Below are 18,275 nucleotides of genomic sequence, written 5' to 3'. Positions count from 1 at the left end.
GACTTCCATGGCTTCATCCTCCGACAGACGGACGGCAATCGTCGTCAAGGGCTATCCGCGACTATCGGAAACCTTCATCGCGCAGGAGATTCTGGGCCTCCAGAACGCCGGGCAGAGCCAGATCATCGTCTCGCTGCGCCGGCCGACGGACCGCAAGATCCATGCGCTGCACCGGGAGATCACGGCCCCGGTGCTCTACCTGCCGGAATATCTGCATGAGGATCCGCGACGGATCCTCAGGGGCTGGTCGTGGGCGCGGCGGCAGCCGGGCTACGACGAGGCCTGGGACACCTTCCTGAAGGATCTGGTCCGCGACCCGACGCGCAACCGCGTCCGGCGCTTCGGCCAGGCGCTGGTGATGGCCAACGAGATGCCGCGCGACGTGACCGACATCTACGCGCACTTCCTGCACACCCCGTCCTCCGTCGCCCGGTACGCCGCCCTGATCCTGGGCCTGCCGTGGAGCTTCTCCGCCCACGCCAAGGACATCTGGACGACGCCCGAGCGGGAGCTTCGGGGGAAGCTGCGCGCCGCCGAATGGGGCGTCACCTGCACCGCAATCAACCGCGATTACCTGGCCGGGCTGGCGGACGATCCGGCGAAGGTGGAGCTGGTCTATCACGGGCTGGATTTCGACCGTTTCCCCGACCCCGTGAACCGGCCGCCGCGCGACGGCAGCGACCCGGACGACCCGGTCCGCCTGCTCAGCATCGGGCGGGCGGTGGAGAAGAAGGGCTATCACGACCTGCTGACGGCGCTTTCCCGGCTGCCCGCCGGCCTGCACTGGCGCTTCACCCATATCGGCGGCGGCGATCTTCTGCCCAAGCTGAAGGCGGCGACGACGCGCCTCAACCTCTCCGACCGCGTGAGTTGGCGCGGCGCGCAGGCGCAGGACGCGGTGGTCGACGCCTATCGGGAGGCCGACCTGTTCGTGCTGGCCGCCAAGGTGGCCGACAGCGGCGACCGCGACGGGCTGCCGAACGTGCTGATGGAGGCCCAGGCGACCGGCCTGCCCTGTCTGGCGACGCGCATTTCCGCCATACCGGAGCTGATCGAGGACGGTGCGACCGGCCGGCTGGTCGAACCAGCCGCCCCGGACGCGCTGGCCAAGGCGCTGGCCGCGCTGATCGCCGATCCCGTCGCCCGCGCCCGGCTGGGTCTGGCGGGGGCGGAGCGGGTGCGGTCCTCCTTCGCCTTCCGGAACGGCCTCGAACGGCTGGTCGTGAAGTTCGGCCTGCGTTCCTGACGGCGGCGATGCGCGTCGCCTTCCATGCGCCGATGAAGCCGCCCGACCATCCGACGCCGTCCGGCGACCGGCGGATGGCCCGGCTGCTGATGGCCGCCCTCCGCGCCGGCGGCCACGACGTCAGGCTGGCCTCCCGGCTGCGGACATGGGACGACGGCACCGTGCCCGGACGGCCCGCCCGGACCCGGCGGCGGGGAGAGGCGATCGCCGCCCGGCTGATCGAACGCTGGCGCGGCGCGACGGACGCGCCGGAGGCATGGTTCACCTATCACCTCTACCACAAGGCCCCCGACTGGATCGGTCCTGCCGTCGCCGACGCGCTGGATATTCCTTATCTGGTGGCGGAGGCCTCCCGCGCGCCGAAGCGGGCGACGGGGCCTTGGGCCGAAGGCTACGCCGCCGCCGAGGCCGCCCTGCGGCGCGCCGACGCAGTGCTGGCGATGTCCGCGATCGACGCCGAGGGGCTGAAGGCGGCGCTGCCCGATCCCGCACGGCTGCACCGCCTGCCACCCTTTATCGACACTGCCCCCTTCGCCGCCGCCCGGAAACGGCGCTCGCGAACGCGCCGACGGCTGCTGGACGGTGAAGCCGGACCATGGCTGATCGCCGTCGGCATGATGCGGCAGGGGGACAAGCGCCGGTCCTACGAGATCCTGGCCGATGCGCTGCGGCGGCTGGGGGACCGGCCGTGGCGGATCGCGCTGGTCGGCGACGGGCCGGCGAAGGACGATATCGTCGGGCTGTTCGACCCGGCACGGGCGCGCTGGTTCGGCATCCTTGATCCCGAAACCCTCGCCGATCTCTACGCCGCCGCCGACCTGAAGGTCTGGCCCGCCGTCAACGAGGCCTACGGCATGGCGCTGCTGGAGGCGCAGGCCGCCGGCTTGCCGGTCGTCGCCGGCGCCTATGGCGGCGTGCCGGACGTGGTGCGCGACGGATTGACCGGCCTGCTGACCGAACCCGGCGACCCGGCCGCTTTCGCCGAAGCCCTCGCCGTCCTGCTGGACGATCCCGCCGTCCGCCGCGCCATGGGGCGGGCGGCGGCGGGATTGACCCCTATCGATCATGGCTTCGACGCCACGGCGGTACGGATCAATGCGATCCTGCGGGCGGTCGCACGATGACGCTGCTGTTCGCCTTCCGCCACGCGGCGACCGACTGGACCGCCGAGCGCCGGCTCCAGGGACGCACCGACCGCCCGCTGTCCGACGAAGGGCGGCGGCAGGCGGCCGGCTGGCGGCTTCCGGCGGAGATCGAGGGCTTCCGCTGGCTCACCAGCCCGCTCAGCCGGTGCCGGGAGACGGCCGAGGCGATGGGCGCGACGCCCACGGTCGAGCCGGCACTGGTCGAGATGGGCTGGGGCGCTTGGGAAGGACGCCGCCTCTCCGATCTGCGCGCCGATCTCGGCCCCGCGATGGCGGAGAACGAGGCCGGGGGGCTGGATTTCCGGCCCGAAGGCGGGGAAAGCCCGCGCATGGTGCAGGCCCGCCTGCTGCCCTTCCTGGCGGAGCTGGAGGCCGATTCGGTGACGGTCACCCATAAGGGCGTGCTTCGCGCGCTCTACTCGCTCGCTACGGGCTGGGACATGACGGCGAAACCGCCGGACCGGCTGCTGGACGGCCACGGCCATCTGTTCCGGATCGGCGGGGAAAGGCCGGAGGTTGTGCGGCTGAACCTGCCGCTTGTCCGATGAAAGTCCTGTTCCACGTCCAGCACCTGCTGGGAATCGGCCATGTCCGGCGGGCGGCGCGGATCGCATCGGCCCTGTCGAAGGCCGGCGCGCGGGTGACGATCGCCCAAGGCGGCTTTCCCGTCCCCGAAGCGGGGTTCGGGGACATCGAAACGATTCAGCTTCCGCCAGCGCGGGCGAGCGATCCCGGCTTCGGCTCCATCGTCGGGGAGGACGGGATGCCGATCGACGATGGCTGGAAGGCGCGGCGGACGGCCATGCTGCTCGACATCCATGACGATCTGCGCCCGGACATCCTTCTTCTGGAGACCTTCCCCTTCGGCCGCCGCGCCTTCCGGTTCGAACTGCTGCCGCTGCTGGAGCGCGCCCGCGCCCGGCCCGGCCGGCCGCTGGTCGCCAGTTCCGTGCGCGACATACTTGTCGCCAAGAAGGATCCGGCCAAGGAGGCGGAGATGGCGGAGATCGCGCGCCGCCATGTCGACCTTGTGCTGGTCCATGGCGATCCGGCCTTCGTCCCGTTCGGCGCTAGCTTCCCCTTCGCTGATCGGATCGCCGACCTGATCCGCTATACCGGCTATGTCGGCCCCGATCCGGGACCGCCTCCCCCAAGCGACGAGGGAAGGGACGAGATCATCGTCTCCGTCGGCGGCGGCGCGGTCGGCGAAAGGCTGCTGCGAATCGCGCTGGAGGCCGCGCGCCTTTCTACCTACCGATGGCGGCTGCTGGCCGGCCCCGACCTGCCGGGACCCGTCTTCGCCGCGCTGGCGGCCGCCGCGCCGCCTTCCGCGATCGTGGAGCGGGCGCGACCGGATTTCACCGGCCTGCTGGCGCACTGCCGCGCCTCCGTCAGCCAGGCCGGCTACAACACGGTGATGGACATCCTCGCCGCCGGCTGCCGGTCGGTGCTGGTCCCCTTCGCGGCGGGCGGGGAGACCGAGCAGGCGATCCGCGCGCGCTTGCTGGCCGGCGCTGGACGGGCCCAGGTACTGGAGGAGGCGACGCTGACGCCCGAAGGCCTGGCGGCCGCCGTGGAGACCACCGCGCAAATGCCGTCCCCGCCGCCGGCCATGGCGCTGAACGGCGCGGAGATTGCGGCGGAGATGCTGATCGAGGCCCGATAGTCCATCTGTCCCTCGAGATTCGATACGGATGATGGTCATAAAAAAACGACGTCATTCCGGACTTGATCCGGAATCCATACGATGCCGACGAAGCCGGAGCCGCACCCGGTTCTTCGCCGCCGGTGAAGCGGCGACGGCCAATGGATTCCAGCTTCCGCTGGAATGACCAGTAAAAACAAGATCACACTGGAGCCCCGTGCCCCGCCGCCGGTGAAGCGGCGACGTTGCGTCGTCGCGGACGCGGCTCGACAGGGCCTGTCACCCCCGCGGTTTCATCCCCGATCGAAATTCCTATAATGCCGCCCCCGACCGGCTCCCGACCACAAAAGCCGGCGGCAAGGGAGGAGATTATTACAATTTCGACCGCCACCGGCGCCCCGACAACCGAACCTGTCGTCGACCCCTGGTCGGCCCTGGACCAGGAACTGTCGGCATGGGCGGAGGCCGGAATGACGGCGACCTTCTGGTGGCGGGACGACGACGCCGTCATGCCGACCCCGACGCTCGACCGGCTTCTGTCGCTTTCCGCTCGTCACGAAGTCCCGCTGGCGCTGGCCGTCATCCCCGCTTTCGTTGAGGACGGGCTGGCGGGCCGGCTGGAAGGCGGTACGACGGCGACGATCCTTCAGCATGGTTGGGCGCATGCCAACCACGCCCCGGAGAGCGAGAAGAAGGCGGAGTTGGGCGATCACCGGCCGCCGGCCATGATCGGCGAGGAGCTCGGCCGGGGAGCCGCCCGTCTCCGAACGCTGTTCGGCGAACGCTTCCTGCCGGTCCTGACGCCGCCCTGGAATAGGATCGGCCCGCAAACCACGGCAGCCCTGCCCGGCTGGGGGTATGCCGGCCTCAGCACCTTCGGTCCCCGGAAGGCGGGCGGCGGGATCGCCCGGACCAACACCCATGCCGACATCATCGACTGGCGCGGCGGCCGGGACTTCGCGGGCGACCGGGCGGTGCTGGATGCCGTCTGCCGTCACCTCGCCGCCCGCCGCGCCGGGACCGTCGATTCGGACGAGCCGACGGGCCTGCTCACCCACCATCTGGACCACGACGCCGAAAGCTGGGACTTTATCGACCGGTTCCTTATCCGGACCCGATCCCACCCCGCCGTCTCCTGGCGGTCCGCCGCCACCCTTTTCGATATCGGTTGATGCCCGTTCATATATATTCCCGCGACAGTTTGAGAGCAGACTATCTCCGCGCCGCCGCCGGGCTGCTGCTGACGGCGCTGCCGCTGATCCTGGTCCGCCCCCACTGGATCGTCGGCCTGCTGCTTGGCGCGATGGCGCTTCTGTTCCTGCTGTTCCTGCTGCGCACCGCCCAGCGCCAAGTTACGACCATGCATGTGGACGATAACGGCATCCGCGCCGAGGGGCCGATGGGCAAGGCCGTCGCCTGGGCCGACCTTTCCGATCTCAGGCTGCGCTACTTCTCCACCCGCCGGGACAAGCAGAAGGGGTGGATGCACCTGACCCTCAAGGGTGCGGGCAAAACACTGAAGGTCGAATCCTCCATCGCCGGGTTCGAGGATATCGTCGACAGGGCGGTCGACGCGGCGAAGGCGAAGGGGCTGCGGCTGGAGCCGACGACGCTGAACAATCTGGCGGCGCTGGGCTTCGACGCGCCGGGCGATCCCGTTACCGGCGATCCGGGCGCGGGGGGCTGAAGCATGGCAGATCTCCTCCGGGTCCAGGATCTCAGCATTGATTTCACCGTTCCCGGAGGGCTGGTCAACGCCGTCAAGGGCGTCTCCTTCGCCATCCCTTCCGGCGGGACGCTCGCCATCGTCGGGGAAAGCGGGTCCGGCAAGTCCGTTATCGCTCAAGGGATCATGGGCATCCTTCCCCGCAACGGTCGGATCACCGGCGGCGCGATCCGCTTCGAAGACCCCTCCCGTCCGGGCGGTCCCGTCGACCTCGCTAAGCTCGACCGCGAGGGCAAGGCCTACCAGTCGATCCGCGGCGGTGAGATATCCATCATCTTCCAAGAGCCGATGACCTCGCTGTCGCCGCTCCACACCGTGGGCAACCAGGTGACGGAGGCGGTGCGGCTCCACCGCGCCGTCTCGGCCCGCGAGGCGGAGGAGCTGGCGCGGGAGATGCTGGGGCTGGTCGGCTTCCCCGATCCGGCCCGCGCGCTGAAGACCTATCCGTTCGAACTGTCGGGCGGCCTGCGCCAGCGGGCGATGATCGCCATGGCGCTGGTCTGCCGCCCGTCGCTGCTGATCGCCGACGAGCCCACCACCGCACTGGACGTCACCATCCAGGCGCAGATCCTGAAGCTGCTGAAGGACCTCCAGGCCGAACTGGGGATGGCGATCCTGATGATCACCCACGATCTGGGCGTCGTCGCCAACATGGCGGAGGACGTGGTGGTGATGTATCGCGGCGAGGTGATGGAGGCGGGAACCCTGCGGCAGATCTTCGACGACCCACGCCACCCCTATCTCCGCGCCCTGCTGAACGCCGTGCCGCGCTTCGGCATGGAGGGCGACGAGCGCCTGTCGCCGATCCGCGATATCGAGACGACGGGCGGCGCGCTGATGGCGGAGAAGCCGGCCGCCGAGCGATCCGACCGCGAGGGGCCGCTGCTGGAGGTCCGCGGCGTCACCAAATCCTTCGCCATCCGCGCCGACGGCTTCGTCCGCCAGCCGACGGAGACGATCCTGGCGGTCGACGATGTCAGCTTCCGGGTGGAGCGGGGGGAATGCCTGGGCCTGGTGGGCGAGAGCGGCTGCGGCAAGACCACGCTTTCGAAGATAATGATGCGCGCGCTGACGCCCGATAGCGGCTCGATCCACTTCAACGGAGAGGATGGGCCGGTCGACGTGCTGGCGCTGTCCGGCCCGGAGCTGAAGGCTTTCCGGCCGCGCATGCAGTTCATCTTCCAGGACCCGTTCAGTTCCCTCAACCCCCGGATGACGGTCCAGGACATCGTGACCGAGCCGATGGCGATCCACGGGATCGGCACGCCGGCGACCCGGCGCGGCATGGCCAAGGAGCTGATGGCGCTGGTCGGGCTGGACGCAAGGCACCTCCAGCGCTACCCGCACAGCTTCTCCGGCGGGCAGCGGCAGCGGATCGGCATCGCCCGCGCGCTCGCGCTTCGGCCCGACATCGTCATCTGCGACGAGCCGGTCTCGGCCCTGGATGTGTCGGTGCAGGCCCAGGTGCTGAACCTGCTGAAGGATCTGAAGGAGAGGCTGGGTCTCACCTACCTCTTCATCAGCCACAATCTGGCGGTGGTGGACTATATCGCCGACCGGATCATGGTCATGTGCCGGGGCCGGATCGTCGAGGCCGCGCCCCGCGCGATCCTGTTCCAGGGGCCGGTCCACCCCTATACGAAGGCGCTGCTTTCCGCCGTGCCGCACGCAGATCCGGACTGCCCGCTGGACCTCCACGCGCTGATGGGCGGGCGGGCGTCCGATCCGGCCGCATGGCCCGAGCCATTCACGGAATGCCCGGAACGTCACACGGCCATGATAGACCTGAAGAACGGGCACTTCGTGCGCGCCCATTCCGACGCCAAGCCCATGGAGTTGGCCTCATGATCCGTTTCCTCACCCTTGGCCTCGTCCTCGCGGTCGGCTGGGCGGTGCCGGCCGGCGCGGTCGCGCTGGTCGAGACGCCGTCGCTGGAGGCCTCCGTCGCCGACGGAACGCTGCCGCCGGTGGCGGAGCGCGTGCCCGACAATCCGCTGGTCGTGGATTTCGAGGCGCTGGGCAAGGAGCTGGGCCAGCCGGGAGGGCAGATCGAATGGCTGGCCCGCCGGTCGCGGGACATCCGCATCATGAACGTTTACGGCTATGCCCGGCTGGTCGGCTACGACACCGATTTCAACATCCAGCCGGACCTTCTGGAAAGCTACGAGGTGGAGGAGGAGCGCATCTTCACCTTCCACCTGCGCCCCGGCCTTCGCTGGTCCGACGGCGCGCCGTTCACGGCGGAGGATTTCCGCTATTACTGGGAAGACGTCGCCCTCAATGACGATCTGAAGCCTTACGGACCGGACTACCGGCTGATCGTCGACGGGCAGCTTCCGACCTTCGAGGTGCTGGACGACTATACCGTCCGCTACACTTGGCCCACCCCCAACCCGGCCTTCCTGCCGGCTCTGGCGGGGGCCGCGCCGCTCTATGTCTACGCGCCCGCCCATTATCTGAAGCAGTTCCATGCCGCCTATACGGACATCGAGGAGCTGGAGGCGATGGCGGAAGCCGAAGGCCAGCGCAACTGGGCGGCGCTGCACATCATCAAGGGCGACCTCTACGATGCGGAGAATCCGGACCTGCCGGTCCTCCAGCCCTGGGTCAACACGACCCCGTCCCCCGCCCAGCGCTATGTGTTCGAGCGCAACCCCTATTTCCACCGAATCGATCCGGCGGGCCATCAGCTTCCCTATCTCGACCGGGTGATCGTCAACATCACCGAAAGTTCGCTGATCCCGGCCAAGACCGGCGCGGGGGAATCCGACCTCCAGGCCCGCGGCCTGCGGTTCGACAACATCACCTTCCTGAAGGAGGCGGAGGAGCGGGGCGACTATACCGTCCGGCTGTGGCCGACCTCGCTGGGATCCGAGATCGCGCTCTATCCCAATTTGAACGCGGCCGACCCGGTGTGGCGGGAGCTGAACCGCGACGCCCGCTTCCGGCGGGCGCTCTCGCTCGCCGTCAACCGGGAGGAACTGAACCAGGTGCTGTGGTTCGGCCTCGCCCGTCCGGGCAACAACACCGTCCTGCCGGAATCGCCCTTCTTCGACGAGGAGCGGTTCCATCTCTGGGCGACCTACGACATCGACCGGGCGAACGCCCTGCTGGACGAAATCGGGCTGACCGAACGCAACGACGAGGGCTTGCGCCTGCTGCCGGACGGAAGGCCGCTGGAGATCGTGATCGAAAGCACGGGCGAACGGTCGATCGAGATCGACGCGCTGGAGCTGATCGCCGATTCCTGGCGGAAGATCGGCGTCGGATTGTTCGTCAACCAGTCGCAGCGCGATGTCTGGCGGAACCGCATCTTCGCCGGAGAGGCGGTGATGTCGGTCTGGACCGGGCTCGACAACGGGCTCATCACCCGCTCCACGGTGCCGGTGGAACTGGCGCCCGTGGACCAGAACTGGCTGCAATATCCGGCCTGGGGCCAGCACTATCAGACCGATGGCGTCGCCGGGACCGCCCCCGACCTGGAATGGGCGGAGGAGCTGATGCGCCTCTATGACGAATGGCGCACCGCCACGGAGATCGAGAGGCGGGTGGAGATCGTGGACCGCATGCTGGACATCCATGCCGAACAGGTGACCTCGATCGGCACCGTGCAGGGCGTGCTTCAGCCGGTCGTCGTCTCCAACTCTCTGCACAACGTGCCGGTGGAGGCGATCTATAGCTGGGATCCCGGCGCCCATTTCGGCATCTACCGGCCGGAAACGTTCTGGGTGGACCCGTGACCGCCGGCGGGGACCGCTGACGCCATGCTGGGCTATCTCGCCCGGCGCGTGCTGGTGATGATCCCGACGCTGCTCGCGATCAGCGCGATCAGCTTCGTCATCATCCAGCTTCCGCCCGGCGACTATCTGACGACCCTGCTGGCCGAGGCGCAGAGCCGGGGAGAGGGCGGCATCGATCCCGGCTACATCCAGTATCTGCGGGAGGAATACGCGCTCGACCGGCCGCTGGTGGAGCAATATTTCTTCTGGCTGGGCGGCATATTGCGGGGCGATTTCGGCTATTCGCTGGAATATGGCGTGCCGGTGACGGAGGTGGTGGGCGACCGGATGTTCCTGACCGTCGTCGTCACCTTCGCGACCACCCTCTTCATCTGGCTGGTCGCCTTCCCGATCGGCATCTATTCGGCGACCCACCAGTACGGCTTCGGCGACTATGCGCTGACCCTGCTGGGCTTCCTCGGCTTCGCGGTGCCGAGCTTCCTGCTGGCGCTGCTGCTGCTCTATTACGCCAATGTCTGGTTCGGCACCTCGATCGGCGGGCTGATGGATTCCCGCTTCATCGACCAGCCGATGAGCTGGGCGAAGTTCTGGTCGGTACTGGAGCATCTGTGGGTGCCGGTCATCGTCATCGGCACGGCGGGGACGGCGGCGATGATCCGCCGCCTGCGCGCCAACCTGTTGGACGAGTTGCAGAAGCAGTATTACGTCACCGCGATCGCCAAGGGCCTGCCGCGCCGCCGGGCGCTGGTGAAGTACCCGCTGCGCATGTCGCTCAACCCCTTCATCTCCGACATCGGCAATCTGCTGCCGGACCTGATCTCCGGCGCGACCATCGTCTCCATCGTGCTGGGCCTCCAGACGACGGGGCCGCTCCTGCTCTCCGCGTTGCAGAGCCAGGACATGTACATGGCGGGTTCGTTCATCCTGTGGCTGGCGACGCTGACCGTCATCGGCGTCCTGATCTCCGACCTCGCGCTGGCCGCGCTCGACCCGCGCATCCGGCTGGGCGGGAAGGCGGAGAAATGACGACGCCGCAAACGCCCGACGCCGCCGGGGCCGACCATTACGTCAACCCCGCGCCATGGAATCCTTATGAGGAGCCGGCGCTGACGCCGCAGCAGGAGCGGTACTATCTCGCCTCCCAATGGCGGATCATGTGGTGGAAGCTGCGCCGGCACCGGCTGGCCATGATCTCCGGCGGCATCCTCGCGCTGATGTACCTCTCGATCCTGATCTCCGAATTCCTCGCGCCCTACAATCTGGACACGCGGCATACCAGCTTCATCCACGCCCCGCCCCAGGCCGTCCATCTGTTCCATGAGGGGGAGTTCGTGGGGCCGTTCGTCTACGGCTTCTCCTATGAGCTGGACATGTCGTCCATGAAGCGAATCTACACGCCCAACCCTGAGGACGTGCAGCCGATCCGCTTCCTCTGCCTGGGCGACGGCTACGAGTTCTGGGGGCTGGTCCCGGGCAGCTTTCATCTGGCCTGCCCGGCGGAGGGCGGGACGCTCTTCCTGCTGGGCACAGACCGGCTCGGCCGCGACATGCTGAGCCGCCTGATCTACGGCGCCCGCATCTCCCTCACGGTCGGCCTCTTCGGCGTGACGGTCAGCTTCATCCTGGGCATCGTGATCGGTGGGATCGCCGGCTATTACGGCGGCTGGATCGACAATGTGATCAACCGGATCATCGAGATATTCCAGAGCTTCCCGCAGCTTCCGCTCTGGATGGCGCTCTCCGCCGCCCTGCCGCCGACCTGGAGCCCGCTTCTGATCTATTTCGGGATCACCATCATCCTCGGCCTGGTCGACTGGACCGGCCTCGCCCGCGCGGTGCGGTCGAAGCTGCTGTCGCTGCGGGAGGAGGATTTCTGCACCGCCGCCCAGCTTATGGGCGCCAGCCCGCGGCGGATCATCGGCCGGCACCTGCTGCCCAGCTTCATGAGCCACCTGATCGCATCGGCGACGCTGGCGATCCCGGCGATGATCCTGGGCGAGACGGCGCTCTCCTTCCTCAATCTCGGCCTCCGCCCGCCGATCACGAGTTGGGGGGTGCTGCTGAACGAGGCGCAGAACATCAACGTCGTCGCCCTCTACCCCTGGCTGATGGCCCCCGCCGTCCCGGTGATCGTCGTCGTGCTGGCCTTCCAGTTCCTCGGCGACGGTCTCCGCGACGCGGCGGACCCTTACAAGTAGCTTCTGAACATTCTGGACATACTGAACACAAATCCTTATCTTGCTGTTCAGTCAGCAGGCAAGGTCATCATCATGAGCCGGGTACATTTCGCGCTTAACGATCCGCAGGGGCCCACGGTCCGTTTCCAGTTCATGGAGACGGCGGAGGCTGAGAGTGTTCCTGCCGCCGGGGAGACGACGCATACCCGTTCCCTCTCACCCGCCGCCGCCAGTTTCGTGCGGGAGCATCCGGAGCAGGCGGAGTTGGCGCTGATCGTCGCACTGGAAGCGGCGGCGGCAACGGCGACGGTTCATGACAATCCGGCAGTGCGCCATGGGCTGCCGCCGGCGCTTGAACCCTTCATCGTCGAGACGGCCGACACAGATGCGATCGTGAACGTTTCGGAAGCGGCCGCCCTCCTGAACGTTTCGCGGACGACGGTCTACGAATGGGTGCGAATCGGGAAGCTGATCGCCTGGGGTCACACCAGGAGAGGGCTCGCCGTTCCGGCGGAGCAGATTCTCGGTCCCGGCCGCGTGGTCGACGGCGTTTCCGGCGTGCTGGAGATCATCGAGGAACCGGAACTTGCCTGGACCTTCCTATCGGAACCCTGGCCGTTCGAGGATGAACTCGCCCGCCCGATCGACCGGCTAAAGTACGGCGCGATCGATGAGGTCCTGGACGCCGCGCCGGCCTTCGGCATGACGTTCACTTGAGCCCCGTATCCTATTCCCGGCAATCGGTCGAAGCGGTTCTCAAGACGCCATCGCCACCACGGATGCTTGTCCGGATCATCCCTTGGCGGTGGCGACATGAACCTGGCGGCACCGTGGCGGGCGATTCCCGCTTCTGCACAAAGAAGGGCGGCTATTCGGTTCTCTATGCCGCCGAGGATTTCGCTACCGCCTTTGTCGAAACGGTGGTGCGGGACTCTCTGGTCGGGCGCACGAGGCGACGGATCAGGCCGGTCGAACTGACGGCGCGATGCGCCACCACCTTCGCCTCCGTCGGCCGGCTTGCCCTTCTCGACCTTCGAAATGATGGTTGCGTCACCATGGGCGCTCCGACCGATGCGGTCGGCGCGCGGAACCACTCGGCGGGACGCGCTCTCGGGCGATCGATTCATGACGACCACCCCCATGTAGACGGCATTCTCTACGCATCTCGCCTCAACGGCCGGGATTGCTATGCGATCTTCGACCGGGCCGTCCATAAGCTGGGCGACGGGTCACCTCCCCTGTCCACGCTGGAGCATCATCCGGAATTGCCGGCAGTTCTCAGAGCCTACCGGATCGAAATCGCCGTCTCCTGAGCCCCCCTCACGGATTATAAACTACCGCGCCAAGGTCGCTGATGTCGTAGCCGCCCAGGGCCTCCGCCTTTTCCGCGAAGGCGGGGGTGCGGGCGAAGGCGAGGAGTTTCTGGACCGGCGGCTCGAAATAGTCGCGGCGACGCACGGCGAGGTCGAACCGTTCGCGGTGCAGGGGGATGAAACCGAGCCCGAAGCGGCGCGCGACGGCGCGGATGGCAAGCCCGCAATCGGCCTCGCCGTCGAGGATCGCTGTCGCGAGGTCGGTCTCTCCCAGCGCCGGGGAGGCCGCCTCCCCCACATCGCCAGGTGAGAGCCCCTCCCGCTCCAGCAGGCGGTGGAGCAGCGCATGCGACCCTGATCCCGGCTGCCGGAAGGCGACCCGTACCTCGTCCCGCGCCAGGTCCTGGATTCCGGACAGTCCCAGCGGATTGCCCCGCGCCGTCACCAGCCCCTGATTCCGCCAGGCCCAGCCGATCAGCACCGCGTCGGCCAGCCCCTCGAACCGCTTCATCGCGGCGACATTGTAGCCGCCTTCCGCGTCGATCAGGTGAAGCCCGGCCAGCGCCGCGCGCCCGTCGGCCAGCCGGCGCAGCCCGTCCTCGCTGCCGTCGAACAGCATCGCCAGGTCGCAGCGCGATTCCTTCAGCGCCCATTCCAGTAGCGGGTCATGGCTGCCGGCCGCCACGGCAGGCGGAGAATCTATCGCGCCGCCGGCAAAGTCGACATGCCGGCTGACCCAGAGGTCGATGAGCCGGCGCGGGAACAGCAGCTTGCCGCTGACCCGGGAGAAGGGGATGCGCCGCGTCCCCACCAGTTCGTAGACCTTGCGCTCCTTGAGCCTCAGATAGTCCGCAACCTCGGCGGTGGTCATCAGGTCGGGCGGCATTCTGCTGCTTTCTCATGCATTGATTCCATATTTGAGCATATCCCGTTTCATTCGCATAATCCTGCAAGCATCCGAGGATCGAATGGACGAAAACGCCAACGCCTTCACGGCCGCGATCAGCCTCATCATGGGGGCGGACCCGACACTGGGCGGGATCGTCCTGCTGTCGCTGCGGGTCACGCTGACGGCGGTCGCGATATCGGCGGTCATCGGGCTGCCGCTCGGCGCGGCGCTGGCGTTGGCCCGTTTTCCCGGCCGGGGCGTCATCATCGTCCTGTTCAACGCGATGATGGGCCTGCCGCCGGTGGTGGTCGGGCTGGTCGTCTACCTGACCCTCTCCCGCTCCGGCCCCCTGGGCCCGCTCGGCCTGCTGTTCACGCCGGGGGCCATGATCGTCGCCCAGACGGTGCTGGTGACGCCGATCGTGGCGGCGCTGACCCGGCAGGTGGTCGAGGATCTGTGGCGCGAGTATGAGGAGCAACTCCGCTCTCTGGGCTCCTCCACCGCGCGGGCAATCCCGACGCTTCTCTGGGATGCGCGGTTCAGCCTGATCACCGCCCTTCTCGCCGGGTTCGGCCGGGCGAGCGCGGAGGTCGGCGCGGTGCTGATCGTCGGCGGCAACATCGCCGGCGTCACCCGGACCATGACCACCGCCATCGCGCTGGAGACCAGCAAGGGCGACCTCGCCCTGGCGCTGGGGCTGGGGATCGTGCTTCTCAGCCTCACTTTCCTCCTGAACGGGTCGGCGCATCTGGTGGGCGTTATCGGCCGCAGGCGGGCCGGATGATGCGCGACGATCCCGCCATCCTGCCCCTTCGCCTGACGGAGGTCAGCTACGCCGCCGGCGGGCGGACGCTGATCGACCGGCTGTCCCTGTCGCTGGAGCGGGGCGCGCGGACGGTGATCCTGGGGCCGAACGGGGCCGGCAAGAGCCTGACCCTCCGCCTCTGCCACGGGCTGCTGGCGCCGACCGCCGGCGAGGTCACATGGCGGGGTCCCGCCGCGCCCGACGGCCGGCACGTCATGGTCTTCCAGCGCCCCGTCATGCTTCGCCGCTCCGCCCGCGCCAATATCGAACACGCCCTTTCCCTGCGCAGCGCGGGGAGATCCCGCCGGCGCGAGCGGGCGATGGCGGCGCTGGAACGGTTCGGGCTGGCATCGCTGGCCGAGCGGCCGGCGCGCGTGCTGTCGGGCGGCGAGCAGCAGCGCCTGGCGCTTGCCCGCGCCTGGGCACTACGGCCCCAGGTGCTGTTCCTGGACGAGCCGACGGCCAACCTGGATCCGATGGCGACGCGGGCAATCGAAACGATGGTCGACGCCTTCCACGCCGACGGCGTCAAGATCGTCATGACCACCCACGATCTGGGACAGGCCCGCCGGCTGGCCGACGAGGTGCTGTTCCTCCATCAGGGCCGGATCGTCGAGCACGCGCCCGCCGACCGGTTCTTCGCGAACCCCGAAACCCCCGCCGCCGCCGCTTTCCTGCGCGGCGACCTGCTGTGGTGACCAACGACAATAAAGGAGACATCACGTGACCTTCCGCCGTCCTGCCGCCCTCGCGGCGCTGTTCCTGACCCTGGCCGCACCGGCCGCGCTGGCGCAGGAGCGATACATCACCGTCGCCTCCACCACCTCGACCGAGAATTCCGGCCTCTTCGACTACATCCTGCCGACATTCACGGAGGAAACCGGCATCGAGGTCCGGGTGATCGCGCAGGGCACCGGACAGGCGCTGGACACCGGCCGGCGCGGCGACGCCGACGTGGTTTTCGTCCACGCCAAGGCGGCCGAGGAGGAATTCGTCGCGGAAGGCTATGGCGTGGAGCGGATCGAGGTCATGTACAACGACTTCGTGATCGTCGGCCCGGCCGAGGATCCGGCGGACATCGCCGGGACCAGCGATCCGGTCGCCGCGCTGACCGCCATCGCGGAAACGGAATCCACGTTCGCCTCACGCGGCGACGATTCCGGCACCAACAAGAAGGAGCTGGGCCTGTGGGAGCAGGCGGGAATCGACCCCTCGAGCGAATGGTACCGGGAGCTGGGGTCCGGCATGGGCGCGACCCTGAACACGGCGGCCCAGATGCCGGCCTACACGCTGACCGACCGCGCGACCTGGATCAGCTTCGAAAATCGTGGCCCGCTGGAGATCGTCCTGGAGGGCGCCGACAGCCTGTTCAATCAGTATGGCGTCATCCTGGTGAACCCGGAACGCCATGAGCACATCAAGGCGGAGGACGGGCAGGCCTTCATCGACTGGCTGGTGTCCGAGGAAGGGCAGCAGGCCATCGGCTCCTATCAGCTCGATGGCCAGCAGCTTTTCTTCCCCAACGCCGGCAGTGGACCGTCCTGACAGCCAGGTCGGAGGCGTCCTCGCGCCGGCGGTGAAGCGGCAACGGCCCATGGATTCCGGATCAAGTCCGGAATGACGAACAAGAACAAGGTCGTGCTGGGCCGGAACCGTCCCCGCCCTCGCCAAACCCGCGCCCTTGCGCGACAATCGGCGCATGCAGGACCCGACCCGCATCGATGAGCATCGCTCTCCGAGACGCCTGCTCGGCGAGCTTGGCGGCGCGTGCGGCGATCTGGGCACGCTTCTGCCCTACGCCGTCGGCGCGATGACCGTGGCCGGGCTCGCCCCGCTCGGCGTGCTGTTCGGGTTCGGGGCCTTCCTTGTCGTGTCCGGGCTGTTCTACGGCCTGCCCATGGCGGTGCAGCCCATGAAGGTGGTCGGCGCGATCCTGCTGACCGGCGGCATGAGTGCCGGCGAGGCGGCGGCGACGGGGATGCTGATCGGGGCCGTCATGCTCGTCCTGGGGCTGACGGGGGCGATAGGGGCCGTCGCCCGGCTTATCCCGCAATCGGTCACGGCGGGGCTGCAGCTCGGCCTCGGCCTGACGATGGGCCTGCTCGGCTTCCGGCTGATGGGCGACGCCCTATGGTTCGGCCTTGCCATGCTGGCCGTCCTGATCGTCCTCATGAGAATCCCGCGCTGCCCGGCCGCGCCGCTTACCCTGCTGGTCGCGGCGGTCGCCGGCCAGGCCATGGGAATCGTCCCGCCGCCGGAGGGCGTTGTCTTCGACTGGCGGTTGCCTTGGGTGGCGCTCCCGTCATGGGAGGAGGCGTGGCGCGCCATGGCGCTGGCCGTCCTTCCCCAGCTGCCGCTCACTTTGACCAACGCGGTGGTCGTGACGGCCATCCTGTCGCGCGAACTGTTCCCGCGCCGTTCGGCAAGGGCGACGGAGCGAAACCTGACGCTGTCGACCGGGATCGCCAATTTGGCGCTGGCCCCGTTCGGGGCGATGCCGATGTGCCACGGGGCGGGCGGATTGCAGGCGCAACACCGCTTCGGCGCGCGGACCGGCCTCGCGCCCATCCTACTGGGCGCGGCGCTGCTGATCCTCGCTTTCGGCTTTTCCGATGCCGCCGCCGGGTTGCTCGGCCTGATTCCGCTTGCCGCCCTGGGCGCTCTCCTGATGGTCGCCGGCGTCGACCTCGCTTTGTCGAAGCGGCTGTTCGACGCCCGGCCGGCCTGCCGCCCTGCCATCGCGCTGACGGCGGGGCTGACGCTTTTCGTGAACCCGGCGGCGGGGCTGGCCGCCGGCTGGCTGCTGGAGACGGGCCGGTCGCGGGCGGCGAGATATGCCGAGGGCAAGGGATAGGCCTGGTAGGAATTTTCCGCACCAGGGGCCGGCATAACATTGTTTTTGTTGGTCATTCCGGACTTGATCCGGAATCCATGGGCCGCCGCCGCGTCACCGCCGGCGCAGAACCGGGCGCGGCCCCGCCCGCCATCGACGCCGCATGGATGCCGGATCGGGGTCCGGCATGACGGTTTTGAGAGCCGAAACCCTCAGGGATCGGCGACCGGAAGGGAGCGTTCGAGGTCGTAGGTGAAGCGGAACTGCGTTCCCGGCGGATAGCCACCGGGAGTTTCTTCCAGCGCCTCCAGGATGACGACAAGGTCGAGCCTTTCGCCTGACATGGACCCGTCCAGAGTGTAGAGAGACGACCCCTGGCGGCCGCCGCCGGATATCCGTCCCTCGGGCGAAACCTGCACGACCACTTCGCCCTCGTCGCTTCGCCAGCCCCTCTCGTCATAGGTCCCGCTGACCGCGAATCCGTTCTCGCCGCCCTCTATCGCGCCGGAGACGATGAAGCGGGCGCGCCCGTCGCCTTCGTCGACGAACCGCGCGGTTCCATGCCCTGAATCGCCGCCCGGCCCGTCCGGCGCATCGCCGGGAACGACGATCCGGACCGTCAGCTCGCCCTCATAGGGTTCGCCCATATATCGCTGGATCACCAGATGGCCGACATCGATACTGCCCAGCGCGACGGCGGCTCCCAGTAGCAGGAAGCCGACGGCGGCAATGGGTGCGACGCGCAACATTCCGATA

18 protein-coding genes are annotated in these 18,275 nt (G+C 68.3%); 16 read left to right on the top strand and 2 right to left on the bottom strand.

The window, feature by feature from the left end; all coding sequences use genetic code 11:
• The first annotated feature begins 7 nt into the window (after positions 1–7).
• From AAFN89_RS19960 to AAFN89_RS19905, 12 genes are all read left to right on the top strand, one after another.
• Positions 8–1,246 carry a glycosyltransferase family 4 protein gene (locus AAFN89_RS19960; protein ID WP_347540983.1) on the top strand — a complete coding sequence of 413 codons (1,239 nt, stop codon included), beginning with the start codon at positions 8–10 and terminating at the stop codon, positions 1,244–1,246.
• A gap of 8 nt (positions 1,247–1,254) precedes the next feature.
• Complete coding sequence (locus tag AAFN89_RS19955; RefSeq protein ID WP_347540982.1) at positions 1,255–2,370, top strand: glycosyltransferase family 4 protein; 1,116 nt, start codon at positions 1,255–1,257, stop codon at positions 2,368–2,370.
• Entirely contained in the window at positions 2,367–2,939 is a 573-nt protein-coding gene (locus AAFN89_RS19950; RefSeq protein ID WP_347540981.1) for a histidine phosphatase family protein, read from the top strand. The genes AAFN89_RS19955 and AAFN89_RS19950 overlap by 4 nt, the downstream gene beginning before the upstream one ends.
• A complete protein-coding gene (locus AAFN89_RS19945; protein WP_347540980.1) occupies positions 2,936–4,057 on the top strand; it encodes a glycosyltransferase in 1,122 nt (373 codons plus the stop codon). The genes AAFN89_RS19950 and AAFN89_RS19945 overlap by 4 nt, the downstream gene beginning before the upstream one ends.
• Before the next feature lie 296 nt (positions 4,058–4,353).
• Positions 4,354–5,208: a polysaccharide deacetylase family protein gene (locus AAFN89_RS19940; RefSeq protein ID WP_347540979.1), complete on the top strand. Its 855-nt coding sequence runs from the start codon at positions 4,354–4,356 to the stop codon at positions 5,206–5,208.
• On the top strand, positions 5,208–5,723 hold the full coding sequence (locus AAFN89_RS19935) for a hypothetical protein (RefSeq protein ID WP_347540978.1): 516 nt from the start codon (positions 5,208–5,210) through the stop codon (positions 5,721–5,723). Before AAFN89_RS19940 ends, AAFN89_RS19935 begins: the two co-directional genes overlap by 1 nt.
• A gap of 3 nt (positions 5,724–5,726) precedes the next feature.
• On the top strand, positions 5,727–7,610 hold the full coding sequence (locus AAFN89_RS19930; protein ID WP_347540977.1) for an ABC transporter ATP-binding protein: 1,884 nt from the start codon (positions 5,727–5,729) through the stop codon (positions 7,608–7,610).
• The gene (locus AAFN89_RS19925; protein WP_347540976.1) at positions 7,607–9,502 is read left to right on the top strand and encodes an ABC transporter substrate-binding protein; all 1,896 of its coding nucleotides are present in this window, start codon (positions 7,607–7,609) and stop codon (positions 9,500–9,502) included. The genes AAFN89_RS19930 and AAFN89_RS19925 overlap by 4 nt, the downstream gene beginning before the upstream one ends.
• Before the next feature lie 24 nt (positions 9,503–9,526).
• Positions 9,527–10,528, top strand: a complete 1,002-nt coding sequence (locus tag AAFN89_RS19920; RefSeq protein WP_347540975.1) for an ABC transporter permease — start codon at positions 9,527–9,529, stop codon at positions 10,526–10,528.
• Positions 10,525–11,700: an ABC transporter permease gene (locus AAFN89_RS19915; protein WP_347540974.1), complete on the top strand. Its 1,176-nt coding sequence runs from the start codon at positions 10,525–10,527 to the stop codon at positions 11,698–11,700. The genes AAFN89_RS19920 and AAFN89_RS19915 overlap by 4 nt, the downstream gene beginning before the upstream one ends.
• Positions 11,701–11,772: 72 nt before the next feature.
• Complete coding sequence (locus AAFN89_RS19910; RefSeq protein ID WP_347540973.1) at positions 11,773–12,396, top strand: helix-turn-helix domain-containing protein; 624 nt, start codon at positions 11,773–11,775, stop codon at positions 12,394–12,396.
• A 113-nt stretch (positions 12,397–12,509) separates the two neighbouring features.
• Complete coding sequence (locus AAFN89_RS19905; RefSeq protein WP_347540972.1) at positions 12,510–12,992, top strand: RES family NAD+ phosphorylase; 483 nt, start codon at positions 12,510–12,512, stop codon at positions 12,990–12,992.
• Between the two features lie 7 nt (positions 12,993–12,999).
• Here the strand turns inward: AAFN89_RS19905 and AAFN89_RS19900 are convergent, their stop codons facing one another.
• Positions 13,000–13,878 carry a helix-turn-helix transcriptional regulator gene (locus AAFN89_RS19900; protein WP_347540971.1) on the bottom strand — a complete coding sequence of 293 codons (879 nt, stop codon included), beginning with the start codon at positions 13,876–13,878 and terminating at the stop codon, positions 13,000–13,002.
• 82 nt (positions 13,879–13,960) lie between these two features.
• Between AAFN89_RS19900 and AAFN89_RS19895 the strand changes: the two genes are divergently transcribed.
• The 4 genes from AAFN89_RS19895 to AAFN89_RS19880 all read left to right on the top strand — a co-directional run bounded on the left by AAFN89_RS19895 (position 13,961) and on the right by AAFN89_RS19880 (position 17,540).
• Entirely contained in the window at positions 13,961–14,665 is a 705-nt protein-coding gene (locus AAFN89_RS19895; protein WP_347540970.1) for an ABC transporter permease, read from the top strand.
• On the top strand, positions 14,662–15,384 hold the full coding sequence (locus AAFN89_RS19890; protein WP_347540969.1) for an ATP-binding cassette domain-containing protein: 723 nt from the start codon (positions 14,662–14,664) through the stop codon (positions 15,382–15,384). Before AAFN89_RS19895 ends, AAFN89_RS19890 begins: the two co-directional genes overlap by 4 nt.
• Positions 15,385–15,409: 25 nt before the next feature.
• Positions 15,410–16,231, top strand: coding sequence for a substrate-binding domain-containing protein (locus tag AAFN89_RS19885; protein ID WP_347540968.1), 822 nt, complete (start codon positions 15,410–15,412; stop codon positions 16,229–16,231).
• A 154-nt stretch (positions 16,232–16,385) separates the two neighbouring features.
• A complete protein-coding gene (locus AAFN89_RS19880; RefSeq protein WP_347540967.1) occupies positions 16,386–17,540 on the top strand; it encodes a putative sulfate/molybdate transporter in 1,155 nt (384 codons plus the stop codon).
• Positions 17,541–17,731: 191 nt separating this feature from the next.
• Here AAFN89_RS19880 and AAFN89_RS19875 read toward each other — a convergent pair whose 3' ends face one another.
• Complete coding sequence (locus tag AAFN89_RS19875; RefSeq protein ID WP_347540966.1) at positions 17,732–18,268, bottom strand: hypothetical protein; 537 nt, start codon at positions 18,266–18,268, stop codon at positions 17,732–17,734.
• Positions 18,269–18,275 lie beyond the last annotated feature (7 nt).

Source organism: Inquilinus sp. CAU 1745 (genome assembly GCF_039839375.1).
Taxonomy (GTDB): domain Bacteria; phylum Pseudomonadota; class Alphaproteobacteria; order DSM-16000; family Inquilinaceae; genus JBDOQU01.
This window is presented reverse-complemented; position numbering and strand designations above follow the sequence as displayed.